This window comes from Geobacter sp., from assembly GCA_009684525.1.
GTDB lineage: Bacteria > Desulfobacterota > Desulfuromonadia > Geobacterales > DSM-12255 > Geoanaerobacter.
Genome location: WKKR01000001.1, coordinates 318442 through 335878 on the forward strand (window position 1 = coordinate 318442; position 17437 = coordinate 335878).

At 55.3% G+C, this 17437-nt stretch carries 18 protein-coding genes; 4 read left to right on the plus strand and 14 right to left on the minus strand.

The genetic code is table 11. The features are described from left to right. Positions 1–32 precede the first annotated feature (32 nt). Both GJT30_01465 and GJT30_01470 read left to right on the plus strand, forming a co-directional pair. Positions 33–965 (plus strand): ABC transporter substrate-binding protein, encoded by a 933-nt coding sequence (locus tag GJT30_01465; protein MSM38278.1) that lies wholly within the window; start codon positions 33–35, stop codon positions 963–965. 17 nt (positions 966–982) lie between these two features. Continuing rightward, positions 983–1408, plus strand: coding sequence for a response regulator (locus GJT30_01470; protein ID MSM38279.1), 426 nt, complete (start codon positions 983–985; stop codon positions 1406–1408). 300 nt (positions 1409–1708) lie between these two features. Here the strand turns inward: GJT30_01470 and GJT30_01475 are convergent, their stop codons facing one another. Further along, positions 1709–2326, minus strand: a complete 618-nt coding sequence (locus GJT30_01475; protein MSM38280.1) for a YfcE family phosphodiesterase — start codon at positions 2324–2326, stop codon at positions 1709–1711. Between the two features lie 106 nt (positions 2327–2432). On the opposite strand from GJT30_01475, the gene sppA reads away from it, so the two are divergent. Continuing rightward, positions 2433–3329: a signal peptide peptidase SppA gene (sppA, locus tag GJT30_01480; GenBank protein MSM38281.1), complete on the plus strand. Its 897-nt coding sequence runs from the start codon at positions 2433–2435 to the stop codon at positions 3327–3329. Between the two features lie 56 nt (positions 3330–3385). On the opposite strand, the gene GJT30_01485 is transcribed toward sppA, so the two are convergent. The 13 genes from GJT30_01485 to yhbY all read right to left on the minus strand — a co-directional run bounded on the left by GJT30_01485 (position 3386) and on the right by yhbY (position 15466). After that, entirely contained in the window at positions 3386–4132 is a 747-nt protein-coding gene (locus GJT30_01485) for a hypothetical protein (protein ID MSM38282.1), read from the minus strand. Positions 4133–4165: 33 nt separating this feature from the next. After that, entirely contained in the window at positions 4166–5281 is a 1116-nt protein-coding gene (locus tag GJT30_01490) for a hypothetical protein (GenBank protein MSM38283.1), read from the minus strand. A gap of 45 nt (positions 5282–5326) precedes the next feature. Next, a complete protein-coding gene (locus GJT30_01495) occupies positions 5327–6604 on the minus strand; it encodes an NAD(P)/FAD-dependent oxidoreductase (protein MSM38284.1) in 1278 nt (425 codons plus the stop codon). Beyond that, positions 6601–7050, minus strand: a complete 450-nt coding sequence (locus tag GJT30_01500) for a 4Fe-4S dicluster domain-containing protein (protein ID MSM38285.1) — start codon at positions 7048–7050, stop codon at positions 6601–6603. The genes GJT30_01495 and GJT30_01500 overlap by 4 nt, the downstream gene beginning before the upstream one ends. A gap of 138 nt (positions 7051–7188) precedes the next feature. Continuing rightward, on the minus strand, positions 7189–8718 hold the full coding sequence (locus tag GJT30_01505) for an FMN-binding glutamate synthase family protein (protein MSM38286.1): 1530 nt from the start codon (positions 8716–8718) through the stop codon (positions 7189–7191). Positions 8719–8957: 239 nt separating this feature from the next. Continuing rightward, positions 8958–9989: a hypothetical protein gene (locus GJT30_01510; protein MSM38287.1), complete on the minus strand. Its 1032-nt coding sequence runs from the start codon at positions 9987–9989 to the stop codon at positions 8958–8960. 22 nt (positions 9990–10011) lie between these two features. Continuing rightward, entirely contained in the window at positions 10012–10212 is a 201-nt protein-coding gene (locus GJT30_01515; GenBank protein ID MSM38288.1) for a DUF1858 domain-containing protein, read from the minus strand. Between the two features lie 135 nt (positions 10213–10347). After that, positions 10348–11652 carry an aminotransferase class I/II-fold pyridoxal phosphate-dependent enzyme gene (locus GJT30_01520; GenBank protein MSM38289.1) on the minus strand — a complete coding sequence of 435 codons (1305 nt, stop codon included), beginning with the start codon at positions 11650–11652 and terminating at the stop codon, positions 10348–10350. Next, positions 11652–12161, minus strand: coding sequence for a pantetheine-phosphate adenylyltransferase (coaD, locus tag GJT30_01525; protein ID MSM38290.1), 510 nt, complete (start codon positions 12159–12161; stop codon positions 11652–11654). The genes GJT30_01520 and coaD overlap by 1 nt, the downstream gene beginning before the upstream one ends. Positions 12162–12170: 9 nt before the next feature. Then, positions 12171–12734: a 16S rRNA (guanine(966)-N(2))-methyltransferase RsmD gene (gene rsmD, locus GJT30_01530; protein MSM38291.1), complete on the minus strand. Its 564-nt coding sequence runs from the start codon at positions 12732–12734 to the stop codon at positions 12171–12173. Next, on the minus strand, positions 12731–13816 hold the full coding sequence (locus GJT30_01535; GenBank protein ID MSM38292.1) for a fructose-bisphosphate aldolase: 1086 nt from the start codon (positions 13814–13816) through the stop codon (positions 12731–12733). The genes rsmD and GJT30_01535 overlap by 4 nt, the downstream gene beginning before the upstream one ends. A 167-nt stretch (positions 13817–13983) precedes the next feature. Further along, positions 13984–15114: a deoxyguanosinetriphosphate triphosphohydrolase gene (locus GJT30_01540; GenBank protein ID MSM38293.1), complete on the minus strand. Its 1131-nt coding sequence runs from the start codon at positions 15112–15114 to the stop codon at positions 13984–13986. A 43-nt stretch (positions 15115–15157) separates the two neighbouring features. Then, entirely contained in the window at positions 15158–15466 is a 309-nt protein-coding gene (yhbY, locus tag GJT30_01545; protein MSM38294.1) for a ribosome assembly RNA-binding protein YhbY, read from the minus strand. Positions 15467–15630: 164 nt separating this feature from the next. Here yhbY and lepA point away from each other — a divergent pair, with 164 nt between their 5' ends. Further along, positions 15631–17433: an elongation factor 4 gene (lepA, locus tag GJT30_01550; protein ID MSM38295.1), complete on the plus strand. Its 1803-nt coding sequence runs from the start codon at positions 15631–15633 to the stop codon at positions 17431–17433. Positions 17434–17437: the final 4 nt, after the last annotated feature.

Below are 17437 nucleotides of genomic sequence, written 5' to 3' on the forward strand. Positions count from 1 at the left end.
TGGTGAAAAAATTTCTGTTATGTACCGTGTGCATGCTGATTGTGACTGTGGCCTATCCGGTTTCATTGGCTCGTTCGAGCACTATCATCGTGGCTGCTGTCCTGTCCAGTGACCTTCCCCGTTATCGCAATGCCCATCGTGCATTTGTGCGGGCGCTGGCCATCAAGGGATACGACCAGGATGCCGTCGAAATAATCACCCAGGTGCCGAACCCCGACCCCATCTCATGGTCCAACGCAATTCGCAAGTTCAATGCCATTGGCGCAAACATCATCGTTGCCTATGGAGCTCCGGCTGCACTTGCCGCTGTCCAGGAATCACACGACATTCCCATTGTCTTTGTTGATGTCTATGCCCCTCTTGAGACCGGTATTGCAAAGAGTCTTTCTACTCCTGGCGCAAATGCCACCGGAATCAGTTCCAAGGTGCCACTTATCACACTGGTGCGGACGGCCATGGAATTCAAGGCGTTCCGACAGATCGGTGTTCTGTACAGTTCCCGGGAGATCGGTTCGGTCGTGCAACTGAAGGAGATGAAACGGATTGCTGTACAACAGGGCTTTTCAGTAGTCGAGGCTAATGTGCCCAGCGCAGCGGTCTTGGATACGGCGCTCTCTTCAATGATTTCCCAGGTCGACTGTGTCTATATCACGGAGGCATCGGTCGTGGGACGTAATCTGGACAAGGTGATCCGGCGGGCTTTGGATAACAAGATTCCGGTCATCAGCCAGGTTCCCGATTCCGGCGAAAAAGGGGCGCTTGTTTCCCTTGAGGCTCACCCGGCAGAATTGGGGCAGCAGGCGGCAGATTGTGTAGTACGTATTCTCGGCGGGAAAAAACCCTCACTCATGCCCATTTCACCTCCTAAAAAAGTCGATCTTTTCATCAACATGAAGACCGCTCGAGCTCTCGACCTGCATGTTCCCCTGAAGGTCCTGAATCTGGCGACCAGGGTCATCAAGTAGTTGCCAGTAGGTGCGCGATGGGCAAGATTCTGATCGTTGATGATGATGCTGGATTTCTGGACGTAATAGGTACCTACCTTTCAGAAAATTACCCGCACCTTCAGGTAATCACCTGCGGCAAGCCGTATCAGGCACTGCACTTCATCTGCAGAGGCGATCTGGACCTCCTGGTTATTGACCTTGAGATGCCGGATCTTGACGGCTCAAAACTGTTTCACTATGCCGTTGGCACCGGCATGGATGCCAAGAGGATTGTTATCCTATCGGGTCGTGAGGCAGATTATCTTCATGAACATTTTCCCCTGGGAACCTGTCTTGCGGTTCTCAACAAATTCGAGGCAAAGCAGAAGGTTGTCCTGGACATGATCTTTAGTTCGCTCAATCGTAAGGCGGCAGCGCGCGGGATGCTTGATACGGTTGGCGTAACAAAGGCGAAGGAGTGATTGCGATGGCAGGGAAAAAACTGACTCTCACCATACTCGGGCAGAATCATATTCGTAAAGATTGGTATGTAGACTTGGCCAGCGTGCAGTTTGAACGCTTCTTTGCCGAACTCGTGAATGAACTGGCAGCATTTGGGGTGGAACTCGCGAGAGCGCGTAATGAGGCCATTACCATCGACATCAACAGCTACTCTGACCTTCTGAATTCAGTGCGACTTTCGTCTCCGACCGATGGCATCGGCAGTCAGTGTGTCGGGCATATCATCGGCCAGAGCGAGAAGCTGAATTTGATGGAGGATATCAAGCGGGCAGTGAATCGAGTTGCCTTTGCCCCCGAGACGATCCCGCCTGAAGACCATAACCGTCGTGTGTGCCACAACTGCGGGTGTGGTTGTTAAGGTTGATGTTGACAGTCAGGATTTTCTGGGCGTGCTGTTCTGAATCGTTTACTGCAACCGGAATGATCGATGCAGTTAGATTCCCATTGATGAGAGAAAGCCGCGCATAGCTCAGTTCCGCATTCATACGGTGGAGTGATCCGGGGTTGATGAAAAGGATGCCGTCGATTTCATCTATGGCGGCACGGTGGGTGTGTCCGTACAGTACCACGCGGGCATGTGCGCTTTCAGCCCGCTTCTGGAGCTGGGCAAGTCCCATCTTTACCTGATAACGATCCCCATGGGTCAAGAGCATCTTCGTTCCACCGATATCAACGCAGAGTTCCCTTGGGTGTTTGCCCGGTGCATCACAGTTACCAGCGACTTTTTCAACCGGTCGGTTGAAGATATGCTCAAGCACGACAGCATCGCTGGTTTCGTCTCCCAGGTGGGCGATCACGTCGACGTGACCTGCCTGGGCGATAACTTCTGCTGCAGCATGATAATTACCGTGGGTGTCTGAAATAATCAAATATTCCATGCAATTAACCTTAGCAGAAAATATTGCTGGCAGTCAAGAAAACATTGTTTCTCTTTAATGTGAATGGATCTTCACGGCTACAGAACCGCAGTACCCGGGATGACCGATGAAAAACAAGTGGTTGTGGATAGCAGCAGGCGTCAGCGGTGGCTTCTTGTTTTTGTTTGCCGCTTCGTTGATGATTGCTTTGCTATTAATGGGTGATGGCTCGACCCTGATCAAGGAGAGCGGTATCGGTCTTGTTGAGGTGAGGGGGGTCATCCTTGATTCGCAGGAAACCGTCAAGCAGCTTCACGACTTTGGAAAGAACGACAAGATTAAAGCAGTCGTACTCCGTATCGACTCTCCCGGTGGCGTGGTGGGCCCTTCGCAGGAGATCTACCAGGAGGTGAAAAAACTCGCCGCCAGGAAAAAGGTGATTGTCTCCATGGGAAGTGTCGCTGCATCCGGAGGGTATTATATCGCTGCACCGGCAACCTTGATCATGGCCAACCCCGGCACCATAACCGGCAGTATCGGTGTTCTCATGAAATTTTCCAACATCGAAGGGCTGTTGGACAAAATCGGTATGAAGGCATTCACCTTGAAGACCGGCAAATACAAGGATGCTGGATCTCCTCTGCGTCCCATGAGTGACGAGGAAAAGACGCTGTTGCAGGGGGTAATCGAGAGTACGCATGGTCAGTTCGTCAAGGCTGTTGCCGAAGGTCGGCGTCTTCCCGTGGGGCAGGTGCAGGCCATTGCGGACGGCAGGATCTTTTCCGGTGAACAGGCGTTGGAGCTGAAACTTGTTGACCGGCTCGGATCGCTCCAGGATGCCATCGAAGAGGCCGGGCGACTGGCCGGTATTAGCGGTGAGCCGACGGTAGTCAGGCCTCCGAAGAAGAAAAAGATGCTGCTCGATATGCTTGTGGAAGAATCGGCTTCCCGGATCACCAACTTGGTGCGCGAGGAGATCGGCCTTTCCGTGAACTATGAAATGGCCGGTGTTGGCGGAAAATGAAAAACCCCGCCGTGGCGGGGTCTGATTCATTGCATGTGATCCATTGGTTGCCGGAATCACTTCGGCATGGGGCAGTAGAGGTCACCGTACGGGCGCTTGCTTTTCGGCAGGACCTTGATGAATGGCTCGCTCAGAACCTCTTTCAGATCAAGGCGAAAATCCTTGCAGAAATCCTTGAGATACCCCTCCAACTCCTGCTGGTCTTCCTGGGTGACCGGGAATACTCCAACCTCTCTGGACAGCTTTGTTTCATCGACTGCCCCCCTGATGTAGATGACGCCACCGTGCATGCCGGTTCCGAACCTGAATCCGTGTTTCGGTTTTTCAGGGTCGTCAGTGTACATCCCCAGCAGGATAAGTACTCCGCCAGCCATATATTCACCGAAGAAATCGCCTGCCTTGCCGCCGGCTATCAGGACCGGCTTGTTTTCGTCGAACGATTTCATATGGATACCTACCCGGTATCCCACGTCTTTCAGGATATGCACCCGGCCGCCGCGCATGCCGTAGCCGAGAACATCCCCTGCATGACCATGGACCACGACCTTGCCGGCGTTCATGGTGTTGCCGATATTGTCCTGGCCGTTCTCTTTGACGATGATGGTCGCACCGTTCATGAACGCGCCCAGGTCGTTGCCGGGCACACCATGGATGGTAATCGTCACGGGACGGTTGATGCCGTCGCCGATAAAGTACTGGCCATTGACGTTCATCAGTTCAATCGATTCTGTACCGCCAGCAACAGCCTCGCGGATCTTCTGGTTCAACTCGCGATAATAAACGCCTTTTGCATCGATTTTCATGGCGAAATCCTCTGTTTCCGTGATGGAAAAAAACTAGGCAGCTCCGTTCTGCAGCCGTGCAATGACCGGTTCTCCGCCCCGCGGCGACCAGACACGGTCGGGAGATGGGCAGATCTCCCGGATTGCAGCCTCCTCCGAGGCCATATAGACGAAATCGTCCTTGGTGGCACAGACCAGCGGTCGGAGTTTGACCCGGTCATTGAGCCCTATCAATCCTTCGTTGCTGGCAAAAAGGATGGCAAAGGGGCCGTTCAGGAGTCCGCTTCCGTAGACCTGCCTGATGGCGGTGAGCAGTTCACGCTCGTCAGTGGGGAGTGTGTCGATCATATCCCAGAACGGGGCTGCCAGGGCCAGGCTGGCAAGTTCCGGCGTCAAGCCGTGCTTCCGGATCAACAGGTCGAGCATGTAGGTGACCACCTCGGTGTCGGTAAGCATGGTGCAGAGATAGCCGTACATCTCCAGGTAACGCTTGTTGATGCCGTACGAGGAGATCTCGCCGTTATGGACGATGGACCAGTCGAGCAGGGTGAAGGGGTGCGCACCGCCCCACCAGCCGGGAGTGTTGGTCGGGAAGCGGTTGTGAGCGGTCCAGATATGCCCCTGGTACTCTTCGAGACGGAAAAATTCGGCGATGTCCTCGGGATAACCGACGCCTTTGAATGCCCCCATATTTTTGCCTGACGAGACGACAAAAGCCCCTTCGATTTCCAGGTTGATCCGCATGACATGGCTGACGATGATATCTTCGTCAGTCATGTTCTGGAACTCGATAGCTTCCTTATATTCAGGCGTTTCCATCGGCTTGATGAAGTAACGCTTGAAGGATGGCGGGTTGACGATTGCAGGAGTCCTGCGGGTCGGGATATCTTCCTGCTGCTCTATGAAAAAGAACTGCTCCAGATACTCTTCGGTAAGCTGCTGGGCCATGCTGTTTTCATACATCAGGTGGAAGGCAAAGTAATCAGGATAGTCCGGATAAATGCCATAGGCGGCAAAACCGCCACCAAGTCCGTTACCCCGGTCATGCATGAGAGCTATGGATTTGATGATGACGCTCCCCTCGACCAATGTGCCGGAGGTCGAGATGAACCCGGTAAGGCCGCAGTTGGAGATATCCTTTTCAAAGTTGTGGGTTGGTTTCATATTCATTGTGTTCGCTCTCCGTTGGATAACGGTAACAGTTCTCTCGACAGGTTATGCAGCCTTCCCGAAAGGGGCGAAAAGGGCGCTGCGCAGCTCTTTGGGCAGATGTATGATCCCGAAACCGGGTGCAAGCAGGTGCTCCTTGAAGGGGGTCACGTCGACCTGCTCACGAATGAGACCGGCAAAGATCCCGGCCCGTTCGACATTACCGACCAGCACCGCACCCACCAGGCGATTGTCTTTCACGACGATCTTGCGGTAGGAATAGGATTCGAGATCCTGATAGGTGAGAATCTCAAACTCTGCCAGGTTCTGGGGATTGGTGACACCCATGGAGATGGTCGAAACCTTGAAAAACTCGATGGAGTTCATGGAGAGCCCGCCGGCATATTCCTTCTGTTTGCCGGCCATGGCAGTCCCTGCAATGTCCCCCTGGATGTAGGCATCAGGCCAGATGGGCAGAGGATTCTTGGTGTCGCTGAAAAAGTCCCGTGCCTCGGCAACGTCCCCGGCAGCGAAGACGCCCTTCATGCTGGTTTCCATGCATCCATCCACAACCACGCCCCGGTTGACGTCGATGCCGCTCCCTTTGAGGAAGACCGCTGCAGGTCGCACGCCGATGGCGACGATCACCGTATCGCACGGCAGATAATCTCCTGACTTGAGGACCACTCCGGAGATCGCGGAGCCGTCACCTTCGATCTTCACCACGGTCTCCTCGGTGATCACGTCGATGCCGTTCAGTTTCATCTTCTTGGAAACGATTCTGCCTGCCGGCCGATCAAAGGCGGCAGAGAGAATCCGGTCGGCCAACTCGACGATGGTCACCTTTTTCCCCAGGAGGTGGAGGCCTTCGGCAGCTTTCAGGCCGATAAGGCCACCGCCGATGACGACCGCGTGCTCGATGTCATGGGCAATTGCCTTCAGCTTGGCCGCATCGTCCCAGGTGGTGAAGGTAAATATCTTTTCCTTGCCGGCCAGACCTTCGATGGGAGGCACGAAGGGGTCGCCTCCCGTGGCTATGAGAAGCCGGTCGTAGGCGACCGTATCGCCGGCTGCAAGTTTCACCTGGCGCTTTTTGCTGTCGACACCCACGACTTCGGAATTGAGCAGCAGATTGATCCGATGCTTGTCGTAGAAGTCTTCGGGCAGGTAGGCCATCCGCTTTTCGCTGATGAGCCCGCCGAGCAGGTAGGAGATGAGCGGACGGCCATAGGCGACATGACGCTCGCGGGAGATGACGGTGATGTTGCCATCCTGGTCAACGTCCCTGATGGCACGCACTGCGCCGACAGCTGCAACGGAGTTGCCGATGATGACGTAATTCATTTCTGGATCCCCTCCTTGAATACCAGAGCCCGGTTGGGGCAGGCATCCACGCAGGCCGGGCCTTTACGATCCGGACAGAGATCGCATTTGTTGGCCTTTTTCTTGGCAGTATTGCGCTGAACGGCACCATAGGGGCAGGCCATCACGCATGACCAGCACCCTACGCACTGCTCCGTATCGATCCTGACCACTCCCTGATCGTTTTTCTGTATGGCGCCGGAGATGCAGGCCCGTAGGCAATCCGGCTCATCGCAATGCCGGCAGGTGGTGGAAAGGGAGATAATGCCCCCCTCTGCCTCTTCTACCGTACAACGGGAGATGGGGCGGACCTGCTCATGAAGAAAGGCCTTCACCGGGTCCTTGGAAAGGGAGTGTTCCGTGATGCAGGCCACCTCGCAGAGGTGGCAGCCGATGCAGGCATCTTCGAGTGTATAAATCCGTTTCATAGATTATCCTTCATAATATCCAGGATGAGGATTTTCCGCGGGACAGAGCCTTTGGCCGCGCAGCTGCGGTCATGTCGAGCTCAATGGAATGAGCATGGGAAGACATGCTGCATAAGATGCGGGAAAGACCTGAATACTCTATTCTCCTGCGGGTATGACGCCAAGGAGGTTCATGTCCTTTTCAGTCAGTCCGACTGCCCGTAGTTTATAGCGGTTGCCGCGGAGCGATTCAAGGGCATTGAGTCCCATGCCGCCGAGTATTTCTTTCATTTCGTGTCCCCAGGCCCGGACCAGGTTGACCAGTTTCTCGGCACCGATTTCTGGATTGAGACGTTTGGCAAGGTACGGGTTGTTGGTGGTGATCCCCCAGGGGCATTTGCCGGTGTAGCAGCGCTGGCAGAGGGTGCAGCCTAGGGCGAGCAGCGTCGACGTTCCCAGGTTGATGGCATCGGCACCCATGGCGATGGCCTTGATGGCGTCTCCCGAGTTACGAACACCGCCGCCGACGACGATGGAGACCTGGTTTCTGATCCCTTCGTCCCTCAGGCGGGTATCGACCGCTGCAAGAGCGAGTTCCATCGGTATCCCCACATTGTCACGGATGACCTGCGGCGCTGCGCCGGTACCCCCACGGAAACCGTCGATGGTGATGATATCCGCGCCGGCTCGCGCGATACCTGATGCAATGGCAGCCACGTGGTGGACGGCTGCAATCTTCACCGATACAGGTTTTTCGTAGTTGGTCGCTTCCTTGAGTGCGTAAATCAGCTGGCGCAGGTCCTCGATGGAGTAGATGTCGTGATGCGGTGCTGGTGAGATGGCGTCGGAACCGAGGGGGATCATCCTGGTCTCGGAGATGTCGGAATTGACCTTTTCTCCGGGCAGGTGGCCGCCGATGCCCGGTTTCGCACCCTGACCGACCTTGATCTCGATGGCGACCCCGGCGTTCAGGTATTGTTCACTGACGCCGAACCGGCCGGAAGCAACCTGGACAATGACGTTCTTGCCGTATTTGTACAGGTCCTTATGCAGTCCACCTTCACCGGTGTTGTAAAGGGTGCCGAGTTCCTGTGCTGCAGCAGCCATGGCCCGGTGGGCATTGAGGTTGAGGGCGCCGTAACTCATGGCGGAGAAGATGAAAGGGTATTCCAGTTTCAGCTGCGGTGACAATGTGGTTGCCAGTTTGGGCTTGTTGGTTTTCTTGTCGCGCACAACCTCGATGGAGTGCGGTTTTCTGCCCAGGTAGGTACGGAGTTCCATCGGCTCACGGAGCGGATCGATGGAAGGGTTGGTCACCTGGGAGGCGTCGAGGAGCAGATGGTCCCAGTAGATGGGGTATTTCGCCGGATTACCCATGGCGGCCAGCAGGATGCCGCCGGTATCGGCCTGGGCATAGAGGTTCCGGATGTGGGCTGATGACCATGAGGCGTTTGCCTTGAAGCTCTCCTCGTTCGTCTTTATGGTGATGGCGCCGGTAGGGCAGAGCGCCGAACAGCGACGGCAGCCGATACAGAGGCCGCTATCCTCGGTCAGGCAATCAGCTTCCGGGATGTAGCGATGCACCTCATAGGCACACTGACGTTCACAGACCTTGCAGCGAATGCAGAGAGGGTCCTTGCGATCGACGATGAATTCATTAAAGGATTCGTTGACGGTTTTGTAAAGCACCTGTCATACCTCCATGGGGAGCGGATGCCAAGAAGTCAGCACGTGAGATCTGCACTGCGACGGGTAAGTTGCTATTTACATGCCAGAATCTGAGGAGTGTGATGATAAGTGGTAACTGACTGTAATTGCGGGATTGTATATATTGTGAATCGGGGTGTGCGCGTTGTCAAGGCATGAATGCCAAGCGGCAGTGTGAGTGTGTGAGTATGTAATGTAGTCTGGTGAGTAGGTGTAGTGTTTCAGGGTTGGCGGGAGGGGAGCCGCTCCAGATATTTTTTCAGACCCTGGTCAAAGATGCGTTGCACTTCAGCCTTGGTCGGATGGAGATAGTAGCTGGTGTAGGCGAAGACCAGGAGTATGAACAGGGCCACCAGAACAACAATGCCGATTCGCCGACGTACGGGATGGATGCCGTGACGAAATTCTGCCGATATCTCATTCCGGAAACGGCTCAATGCTGGCATTTCCTCGGCAATCTGCCGTATTTGCTGCTGCTGGATACGCTGGATGTAGCTGATGAGGGTGTCCCGGTCGCGTTCGTCGATGCAGGTGAATTTGAATGCCGTGGCATAGCCTTGCGTACCGTCTTGTGTAAGCGTCGGATCAGCGTAGAGCACCTTGCCGGCTACCTCGATGAGGCGGGGAGGTGTTCCGGGGATGTAGAGTTCCAGCAAGGCATAACTATCTGGTAGCAGCCTTTCGCAAAGGCAGGTCCGAAGGCCACCGCCACTGATGTTGGCGGCAACCGGCGGTTCATATTCAAGGGGTATTGGCGCATGTGACGCACCGGGTAATGACTCATCCGGTTCGCCCTGGTAGATGAAACTCGCAGGTTGAATCCTGCTCCGCTCCAGGTTCTCCATCCGTTCAATCCATTGCCGACGGACGGTTTTTTCATCCCAGCCGGGAATGTTCAGATAACGGAGAGGAAGATAGGTGTCGATGCGGAAAAATTCGCGCAGTTCCTCGAATATGACATTCCCGACCAGGCGGACCAGAAGGTATCTGCTGTCGGTTCCGCTTACCAGCAGAGAACGACAGCGGAAACCGCTTCCTTTGCTCCCGGAACGGAGTTCGAGCATGTCGCCCGTGGCAATGGTTACCTTATCTGAAAGCCGGTCATCGTCCAGTTCCAATTCAAGGAGATCACGGGTGAGACCGGTGACAAAAGCTTTCAACTCGGGATGACTGCCATCCGCACTGAGCAGAGTCGCCCTTACAAGCTGTTGCTGCGTGAAGTGTCGCTGGTATTCGAGTAATGCTTCGGTCATGGGATTCCGGGAGGGCTCTGGTTCATCCGTTGGGGGAGCAAACCCGGTTCAGTTCAGCCAAGAGCTCGTCAACGCCGATTTTATGGACGCCGGCACCATGTTCCACCGATTCGAGATCGGCGATCTGGCATTCATGGCAATCGAGTCCGTACTTGGTAAAGATCTTGATGGATTCGGGATAGGTTCGAAGAATCATGCCGATGGTCATCTCTTTGGTGATCATGGCTGCTCCTGAAAAAAGGCGAGGAGATATTTCCCTCGCCTTTTTGGGTGTTTGCCGGTTCGAGGTTTCGTTAATTGAGGTTTTTGCTGGCTTCTTCGACTCGGTCCATACCAGTTAAATTGTTTATCAAGATGATCAGGCCAGATCCTGTACCCCTTGGTAGATGATATCGAACAGTTCGGCGATATCCTTTTCCTCAATGCAGGAGAAGGCTATCCGCAGGTCGGTCTTGCCGATGGAGATGCCGCCGACGCCGTACTTGTCGAGGATGTGGATCCGCAACTTCTCGGCATCGACAGTTTTCAGCTTGAGGCACATGAAATAGCCGGAGTTGAACGGGTAGTAGGCCCAGGCGGAATCGTACTTGCCGCTGTTGAGGACTTCCTTCACCTTAAGGGCGCGGCCTTTCAGCACCTGGAACTTCTCTTCCTTCTGTTCAAGGAATTTCGGGGAGCGGAGCGCCTCGATGGCGAAGGTCTGGGAGGGATGGGGGCAGTTGGAGATCCGCGCGCGGATGATCCCCATGGCCTTCTTCTCCAGGGCGGTCATGACCCGGGCGTTCTCGAAGCTATTGCCGTCGGCGAAGGTGATGAAGCCGGTCCTGAAGCCCCAGACGAACTCCTCCTTGGTGGCGCCGTCGAGCTTGACCGCCAGGATGCGGGGGTGGAGGTTGGCGAGCTTGCCGAAGAGCGACTCCTTCATGCTATCCTCGTAGAAAAGCCCGAAGTAGGCGTCGTCGGTGACGGCGACGATGTTGCAGCCGCCCTCGGCAACTTCCTTGATGGCGGCAACGATGGCGTCACCCTCGGCGACGGTCGGGGTGTAGCCGCTCGGGTTGTTGGGGAAGTTCAGGATGACGATTGCTTTCCCCTTTTCCTCGGCGCTGTTCTTTAGCTCGGCCTTGAAGGCGTCTACGTCATAGCCGCCGGCCACGGTAAAGGTCGGGAATTTCCGCATGACGGCGCCGGAGCAGGTGCCGAAGGTGAGGTTGTAGTTCCCCCAGAGCATGTCCGGCAGGATTACATGGTCGCCGTTGTCGACGAACATATCGGCAACGATGGAGAGGCCGTGGGTGAGGGCGTTGGTGACGATTGGGTTGCTGAAGTGTTTCCCCTGCTGGCTCGGGTTCTCCCGCAGCTGCTTCTCCCGCCACAACGCCCGCAGTTCAGGCTTGCCGGCCGGCGGCGCATAGGGGTAGATGTCTTTCGGGTCAAATTCGGAGAGCTTGTCCTGGATGCACTGGAGGTACATCGGGCCGCCATTTTCGGTGGCGATGCCTATGGTGGCGTTGAATTTGTGGGCTTTTTCCTTTGCTTCTGCCGACTGGGTCAGTATTCCCTTGGGGAAGAAAAGGTTCTTTCCCAGGTCGGACAGCATTTCCAATGCATATGGGTTGCTTTGGCTGAGCATTTCGTTGAGTTCGACGGCTAACGGATTCATTAGGGTCTCCTTGTTTTGTGTGCATATGATGAAAACTTGTTTGCAAGCGCTTGTTTGACGAGCGGCGGCACCAGTCCGTCCACAGGGCCGTTCAGGGAACTCACCTCCTTGACGATGGATGAGGAGAGGTAGCTGAACGGTACCGACGTCATCATGAACAGGGTTTCGATCTCCTGGGAGATGCTCCGGTTCATCTGGGCTATCTGGAATTCGTACTCGAAATCAGACACGGCCCGTAGCCCCCTGATGATGACGGTGGCGTGCTGAGAAAGGACGTAGTCTATCAGAAGGCCGCCGAAGGTGTCAACTTTTGCCCGGGGATTGTCCTCAAGGACAAGGCTGATGAGTTCAACCCGCTCCTCAATCGTGAAAAGGGAATTTTTGCTGGAATTGCTGGCCACAGCAACGATTACACTGTCGAAGATGCGAAGTCCTCGGTTGATAATATCCAGATGGCCATAGGTGATGGGATCAAAGGAGCCTGGATAAACGGCTATTTTCCTGGGCATGCTTGAACCTCAATGCGAATTGGTGAAGAATGTGAGCGCCGTGTCACCATAAATGCGATGATCAAATTGGCGCAACAGTCCGACATATTCGGGCAATAGTTCTTGGGCAGTGGTTTCGATCACTACGAGAGCCTGTTCGAACAGGATTTCATGTGCTGAAACCTGGTTGAGCAGTTCTGCCGCAATCCCCTGACCATATGGAGGATCGGCAAGGACAAGGTGAAATCTGCGCCCCTGCTCGCTGAGGCGAGAAACCGCGATGCGAGCGTCGGAAATAATTATTTCGGACCTATCTGAAAATCCCGTTGCCAGAAGGTTCTTTTTTGTCAACTCTGCAGAGCTGCGGTGATTGTCGACAAAGACGGCTTCGTCGGCTCCTCTGCTCAGAGCCTCGATTCCCAGATTTCCAGTACCGGAGCAGAGATCCAGAACCCGCGAACCTAGCAAATTCCCGCGAAGTGAAACAATAATACTGAAAAGCGCCTCTTTGATACGGTCCGAGGTTGGTCTCACGCGTCGATCGTGCGGTGCAAGCAGGCGGCGACCGCGAGCCGTGCCGCTGATGACTCTCATCTGCGTTTTCCCAAGGAGGCCGCCAGCTTGGAGGCACTACCCTGGGCATGGAATGCTTTGAGGAATTCACGCGCTTCCCGGTATGCCATTTCCTGGATCAGCTGGATATTTTCCTGCGGAATTGCATCGATCTCCGCTTTGAAGACGGCGGTCGCATATTTGATGTCGCGACCGTTTTCCTTTGACCATGTGCGCATGGCATCCATGAGCTCTACAGGCAATCCTGCATGGGCAACATTCTGCCAGAGGGTGCCGATGTTCCCCTTACGGATGCCGAAGTCGGCAAGGCGACCGACGATACGGAGCGGTGTGCCGGTGATGCCATGTTGGACCAGGCCTGCAAGACCGAATTCGCGCGCCAGGGCGAATATCTCGCCGGTCCGTTCCAGATCGATGCTGACAATCTGGCCGTCCAGGTAGTTTCCGCTTTTGGAGCCATTATCGATCGCCAGCAGATGGGGCCGTATCCCCTTTCCCACCAGGCTGGAGAGGAAATCGCGTGCCTCTGCCACTTCGGTGAGGGTGGAGTTGCTTCCCACGGTGGAAACTTCACCCAGTTCCACCTCAAGTCCGAAATTCTTCTCGGTGATCGGTCTGGCAAGATGCTGGATGATGGAGATGTTGTCGCTCAGGGGATTGAATGACGCATCGAGAGCATAGGACGTGAACCCGGCGGCAAGCTGTGCTTCGATGAGCTGCTGCGCTGCCTGCAGCTCATCTGCAGACGTGTCTCTGATGGTGACGTGGTCAGCGTGGATGATGAACGGTTTAGTAAAGCCGCATGCCTCGGCATATGACAGGACCGTTGTGCTGAAACTTTCGGGAGTCTGCCCGGTGTAGCCGCCGTCAATCCCTCCTTCGGTTCTGGTGAGTTCGAAGGCGACAACGGCGTCGAGTTCTTGTGCGGCACGCATGATGCCGGGGATGACATGAGAGATGCGGGGGTTGGCTGCCATGACGATCATCCGCTCATGGCACAGACCGAGGAATACATCCTGTCCGGACAACAGGCAGACAGTGTTTTCAGTGCCCAACCGGTCACGGACAACGGATGGAACGAAGTCGAGGAGTTGTTTCGGCATTGATGCTTCCCTATCTATTTATAGGCTGAGGAAAGATTCATTAATTTATCACGAGCCGTTATGACCGTCAAGACGTATCCGAATCGGCGCTGTACTGGGTGACGCGGGATTCCCGTTCTGGGGTCAGGAAGCCGTGGCGTTTTCAATGATGTTTCCGCATGATCGGTCTATACCCGCTCGTATGGCTCGAAAAGCCGTTTAAACTCATCCAGTGCAAAGCGGTCGGTCATGCCGGCAATATAATCGCAGATCACCCGCTCCCTGCCCATATGATCCATCTTCCTGACATGCTTCTTCGGCAGCAGGGTAGGGTGTTTTGCGTAGGTGTCAAAGAGCATGCTGAGGTATCGCTCGGCCTTGACCCGCATCCGTTCGACCTTGTAGTGACGGTAGAGGTTCTCGTAGAGAAAACGCTTGAGCTGTCTGTTTTTCTCGGAAAGGGCGGGACTCAAGGTCACCACCTGGCGGTTGACCCGGCGCAGGTCATCGATGGATGAAATGGAGTATTCATGCAGGTTGTGCATGGTGGTCGAGGTCAGGTCGGTGATGAAGTAGCCGATCAGGGCGCTGATGGTCTGGCATTTGATGCGGTCTTCGTCGATGTCCGGATAGCGGGCGCTGACAGTCTCATACATTTCCTGCCAGAGATCGACGTGGCGAAGCTGCTTCAGGGTCAGATACCCGGATTTCAGGCCGTCATCGATGTCGTGGTTGTTGTAGGCGATCTCGTCGGCAAAATTGATCAATTGCGCTTCAAGGGTCGGCACGATGCCGGGCATGAAATCATCGATGATACCGGCAGGCCGGTCGTAGGGGGATGAATGCTTGATGATCCCCTCGCGCACCTCCCACGACAGGTTGAGCCCATTGAACCCCGGATACCGTTCTTCCAGTTCGTCGATGACACGTAGCGACTGCAGGTTGTGCTCGAAACCGCCATGTGTTTCCATGAGACGGTTCAGCACCTCCTCGCCGGTATGGCCGAACGGGGTGTGACCCAGGTCATGAGCCAGAGCGAGCGCTTCGGTCAATTCTTCGTTGAGCCGCAGCCGTCTCGCGATCGCCTTGCCGATCTGGGCAACTTCCAGTGAATGGGTCAGGCGGGTACGGTAGTAGTCACCCTCATGGTTGACAAAGACCTGGGTCTTGTATTCAAGTCGTCTGAAGGCGGCACAGTGGATGATCCGGTCCCGGTCGCGTTCGAAGGCGGGTCTGCTGTCCCGGAGCTCTTCCGGGTATTTGCGGCCACGCGACAGGGCGCTGCAGGATGCATACGGTGCCAGGTCCGGCCGTTCCATGGAAGCTTCGCGGTTGACCACAGTCGTTACCTCCCTCGTTACCTCAGCGTGTCGGTTTTCCGGGGGCTGGTAAAACGATTTTCGGCTCCCGTGACGCGCGATAGAGGAGGACTGTTCTGCCGAGCAGTTGGGCAATCTCTGCCCGGCAGGCTTCGGCAAGGAGATCCGCAACTTCGTGACGGTCCATAAGGCAACTTTCCAGCAGCTTCACCTTGATCAGCTCATGTGCATCCAGGGCAGCGTCGGTTTCCGAGGTAACTGCTTCACTGACCTCTCCCTTGCCGATAGTGATGACGGGTTTGAGACTGTGCCCGAGTGCACGCAGATAGCGTTTCTGTTTTCCGGTCAGCATGTGCGGTACCTGTTTCCATATAGTTCTTTCATCGCGCAGACCATACCACGGACAGAGCGGCATGGCAACGATTTCGACCGATCTGTCGCAGAGAAATCCCTTTACAATAACTTCATGATTGGGCTATTCTTCACCGGTTATACAACTCTTCTTGCAAGGTATCCATGTCGATAAACCGCATACGCAATTTTTCCATCATCGCTCACATAGATCACGGTAAATCAACCCTGGCGGATCGTCTGCTGGAGTATACCGGGGCGCTCTCAGACCGTGAAAAGCAGGATCAGTTCCTTGATAAAATGGACCTGGAACGCGAACGCGGCATCACCATCAAGGCCCAGACTGTCAGGCTCACCTACCATGCTGAGGATGGTAACGACTATATCCTCAACCTGATCGACACCCCAGGCCATGTGGACTTTACCTACGAGGTTTCCCGTTCGCTGGCTGCCTGCGAAGGGGGCCTGTTGGTCGTTGACGCCTCCCAGGGTGTTGAGGCGCAGACCCTGGCCAACGTCTACCTTGCTCTGGACAACAATCTTGAGGTCTTTCCGGTTCTCAACAAGATAGACCTCCCTGCTGCGGAACCGGAACGGGTCATCAATGAGATCGAGGAGATCATCGGTCTCGATGCCCATGATGCAGTTCTTGCCAGTGCCAAGGAGGGGATCGGTACCCATGAGATCCTCGAAGAGATCGTCAAGAAAATCCCTGCCCCCACTGGTAATCCGGACGCACCGCTCAAGGCGCTGCTCTTCGATTCCTGGTACGATCAGTACCAGGGGGTGATTATCCTGGTACGGATCTTTGACGGCACCCTGAAAAAGGGCGAAAAGATCCAGCTCATGTCGACCAACCGGGCTTATGAGGCGCTCAAGGTCGGTGTTTTTGCGCCGGTCATGCGAGAGGTTCCCCAGCTCTCGGCCGGGGAGGTCGGTTTCGTCATAGCAGGTATCAAGGACGTGGCCGATGCAAAGGTCGGCGATACGGTAACCCTGCTGCATCGTCAGTGTGCCGCACCGCTGGCCGGGTTCAAAGAGGTAAAGCCGATGGTCTTTTCCGGCCTTTACCCGATCGACACGTCCCAGTATGAGCAGCTCCGCGATGCCCTCTCCAAACTGAAGCTGAACGACTCGTCCTTTTCCTATGAGCCGGAAACGTCGGTAGCGCTCGGTTTCGGTTTCCGTTGCGGCTTCCTCGGGCTTCTGCACATGGAGATCATCCAGGAGCGCCTGGAACGGGAATTCGGCCTCGACCTCATCACCACGGCACCCACTGTCGTCTACAGGGTCCACCGCGTGACCGGAGAAGTGGTCACTATCGAAAGCGCCAACCAGCTCCCCGAGCAGCAGCACGTGGACTACCTCGAGGAGCCCTTCATCCTGGCCCATATCCATGTCCCCAACGAATTCGTCGGTGGTATCCTGGCCCTGTGCGAGGACAAGCGCGGCGTGCAGCGGGAGATCAAGTATCTTACCCCGTCCCGGGTCATGATCATCTACGAAATGCCGCTCAACGAGATCGTTCTTGATTTTTACGACCGGCTGAAATCGATTTCCAAGGGGTACGCTTCCCTGGATTACGAGCATCTCGATTATCGCCAGAGCGATCTGGTCCGGATGAACATCATGATCAACGGTGAAGTGGTGGATGCGCTGTCGCTCATCATTCACAAGGACAAGGCATACTTCCGCGGCCGTGACCTGGTGGCGAAGATGAAGGAGCTGATCCCCCGGCAGATGTTCGAAGTGGCGATCCAGGCGGCCATCGGCAACAAGGTCATTGCCCGCGAAACGGTCAAGGCGCTCCGTAAGGACGTGTTGGCCAAGTGTTACGGCGGTGATATCACCCGCAAGCGCAAGCTTCTGGAAAAGCAGAAGGAAGGAAAAAAGCGGATGAAGAATGTGGGGAACGTTGAACTCCCCCAGGAGGCATTCTTGGCCATTCTCAAGGTAGAGGACAAATAGCTCA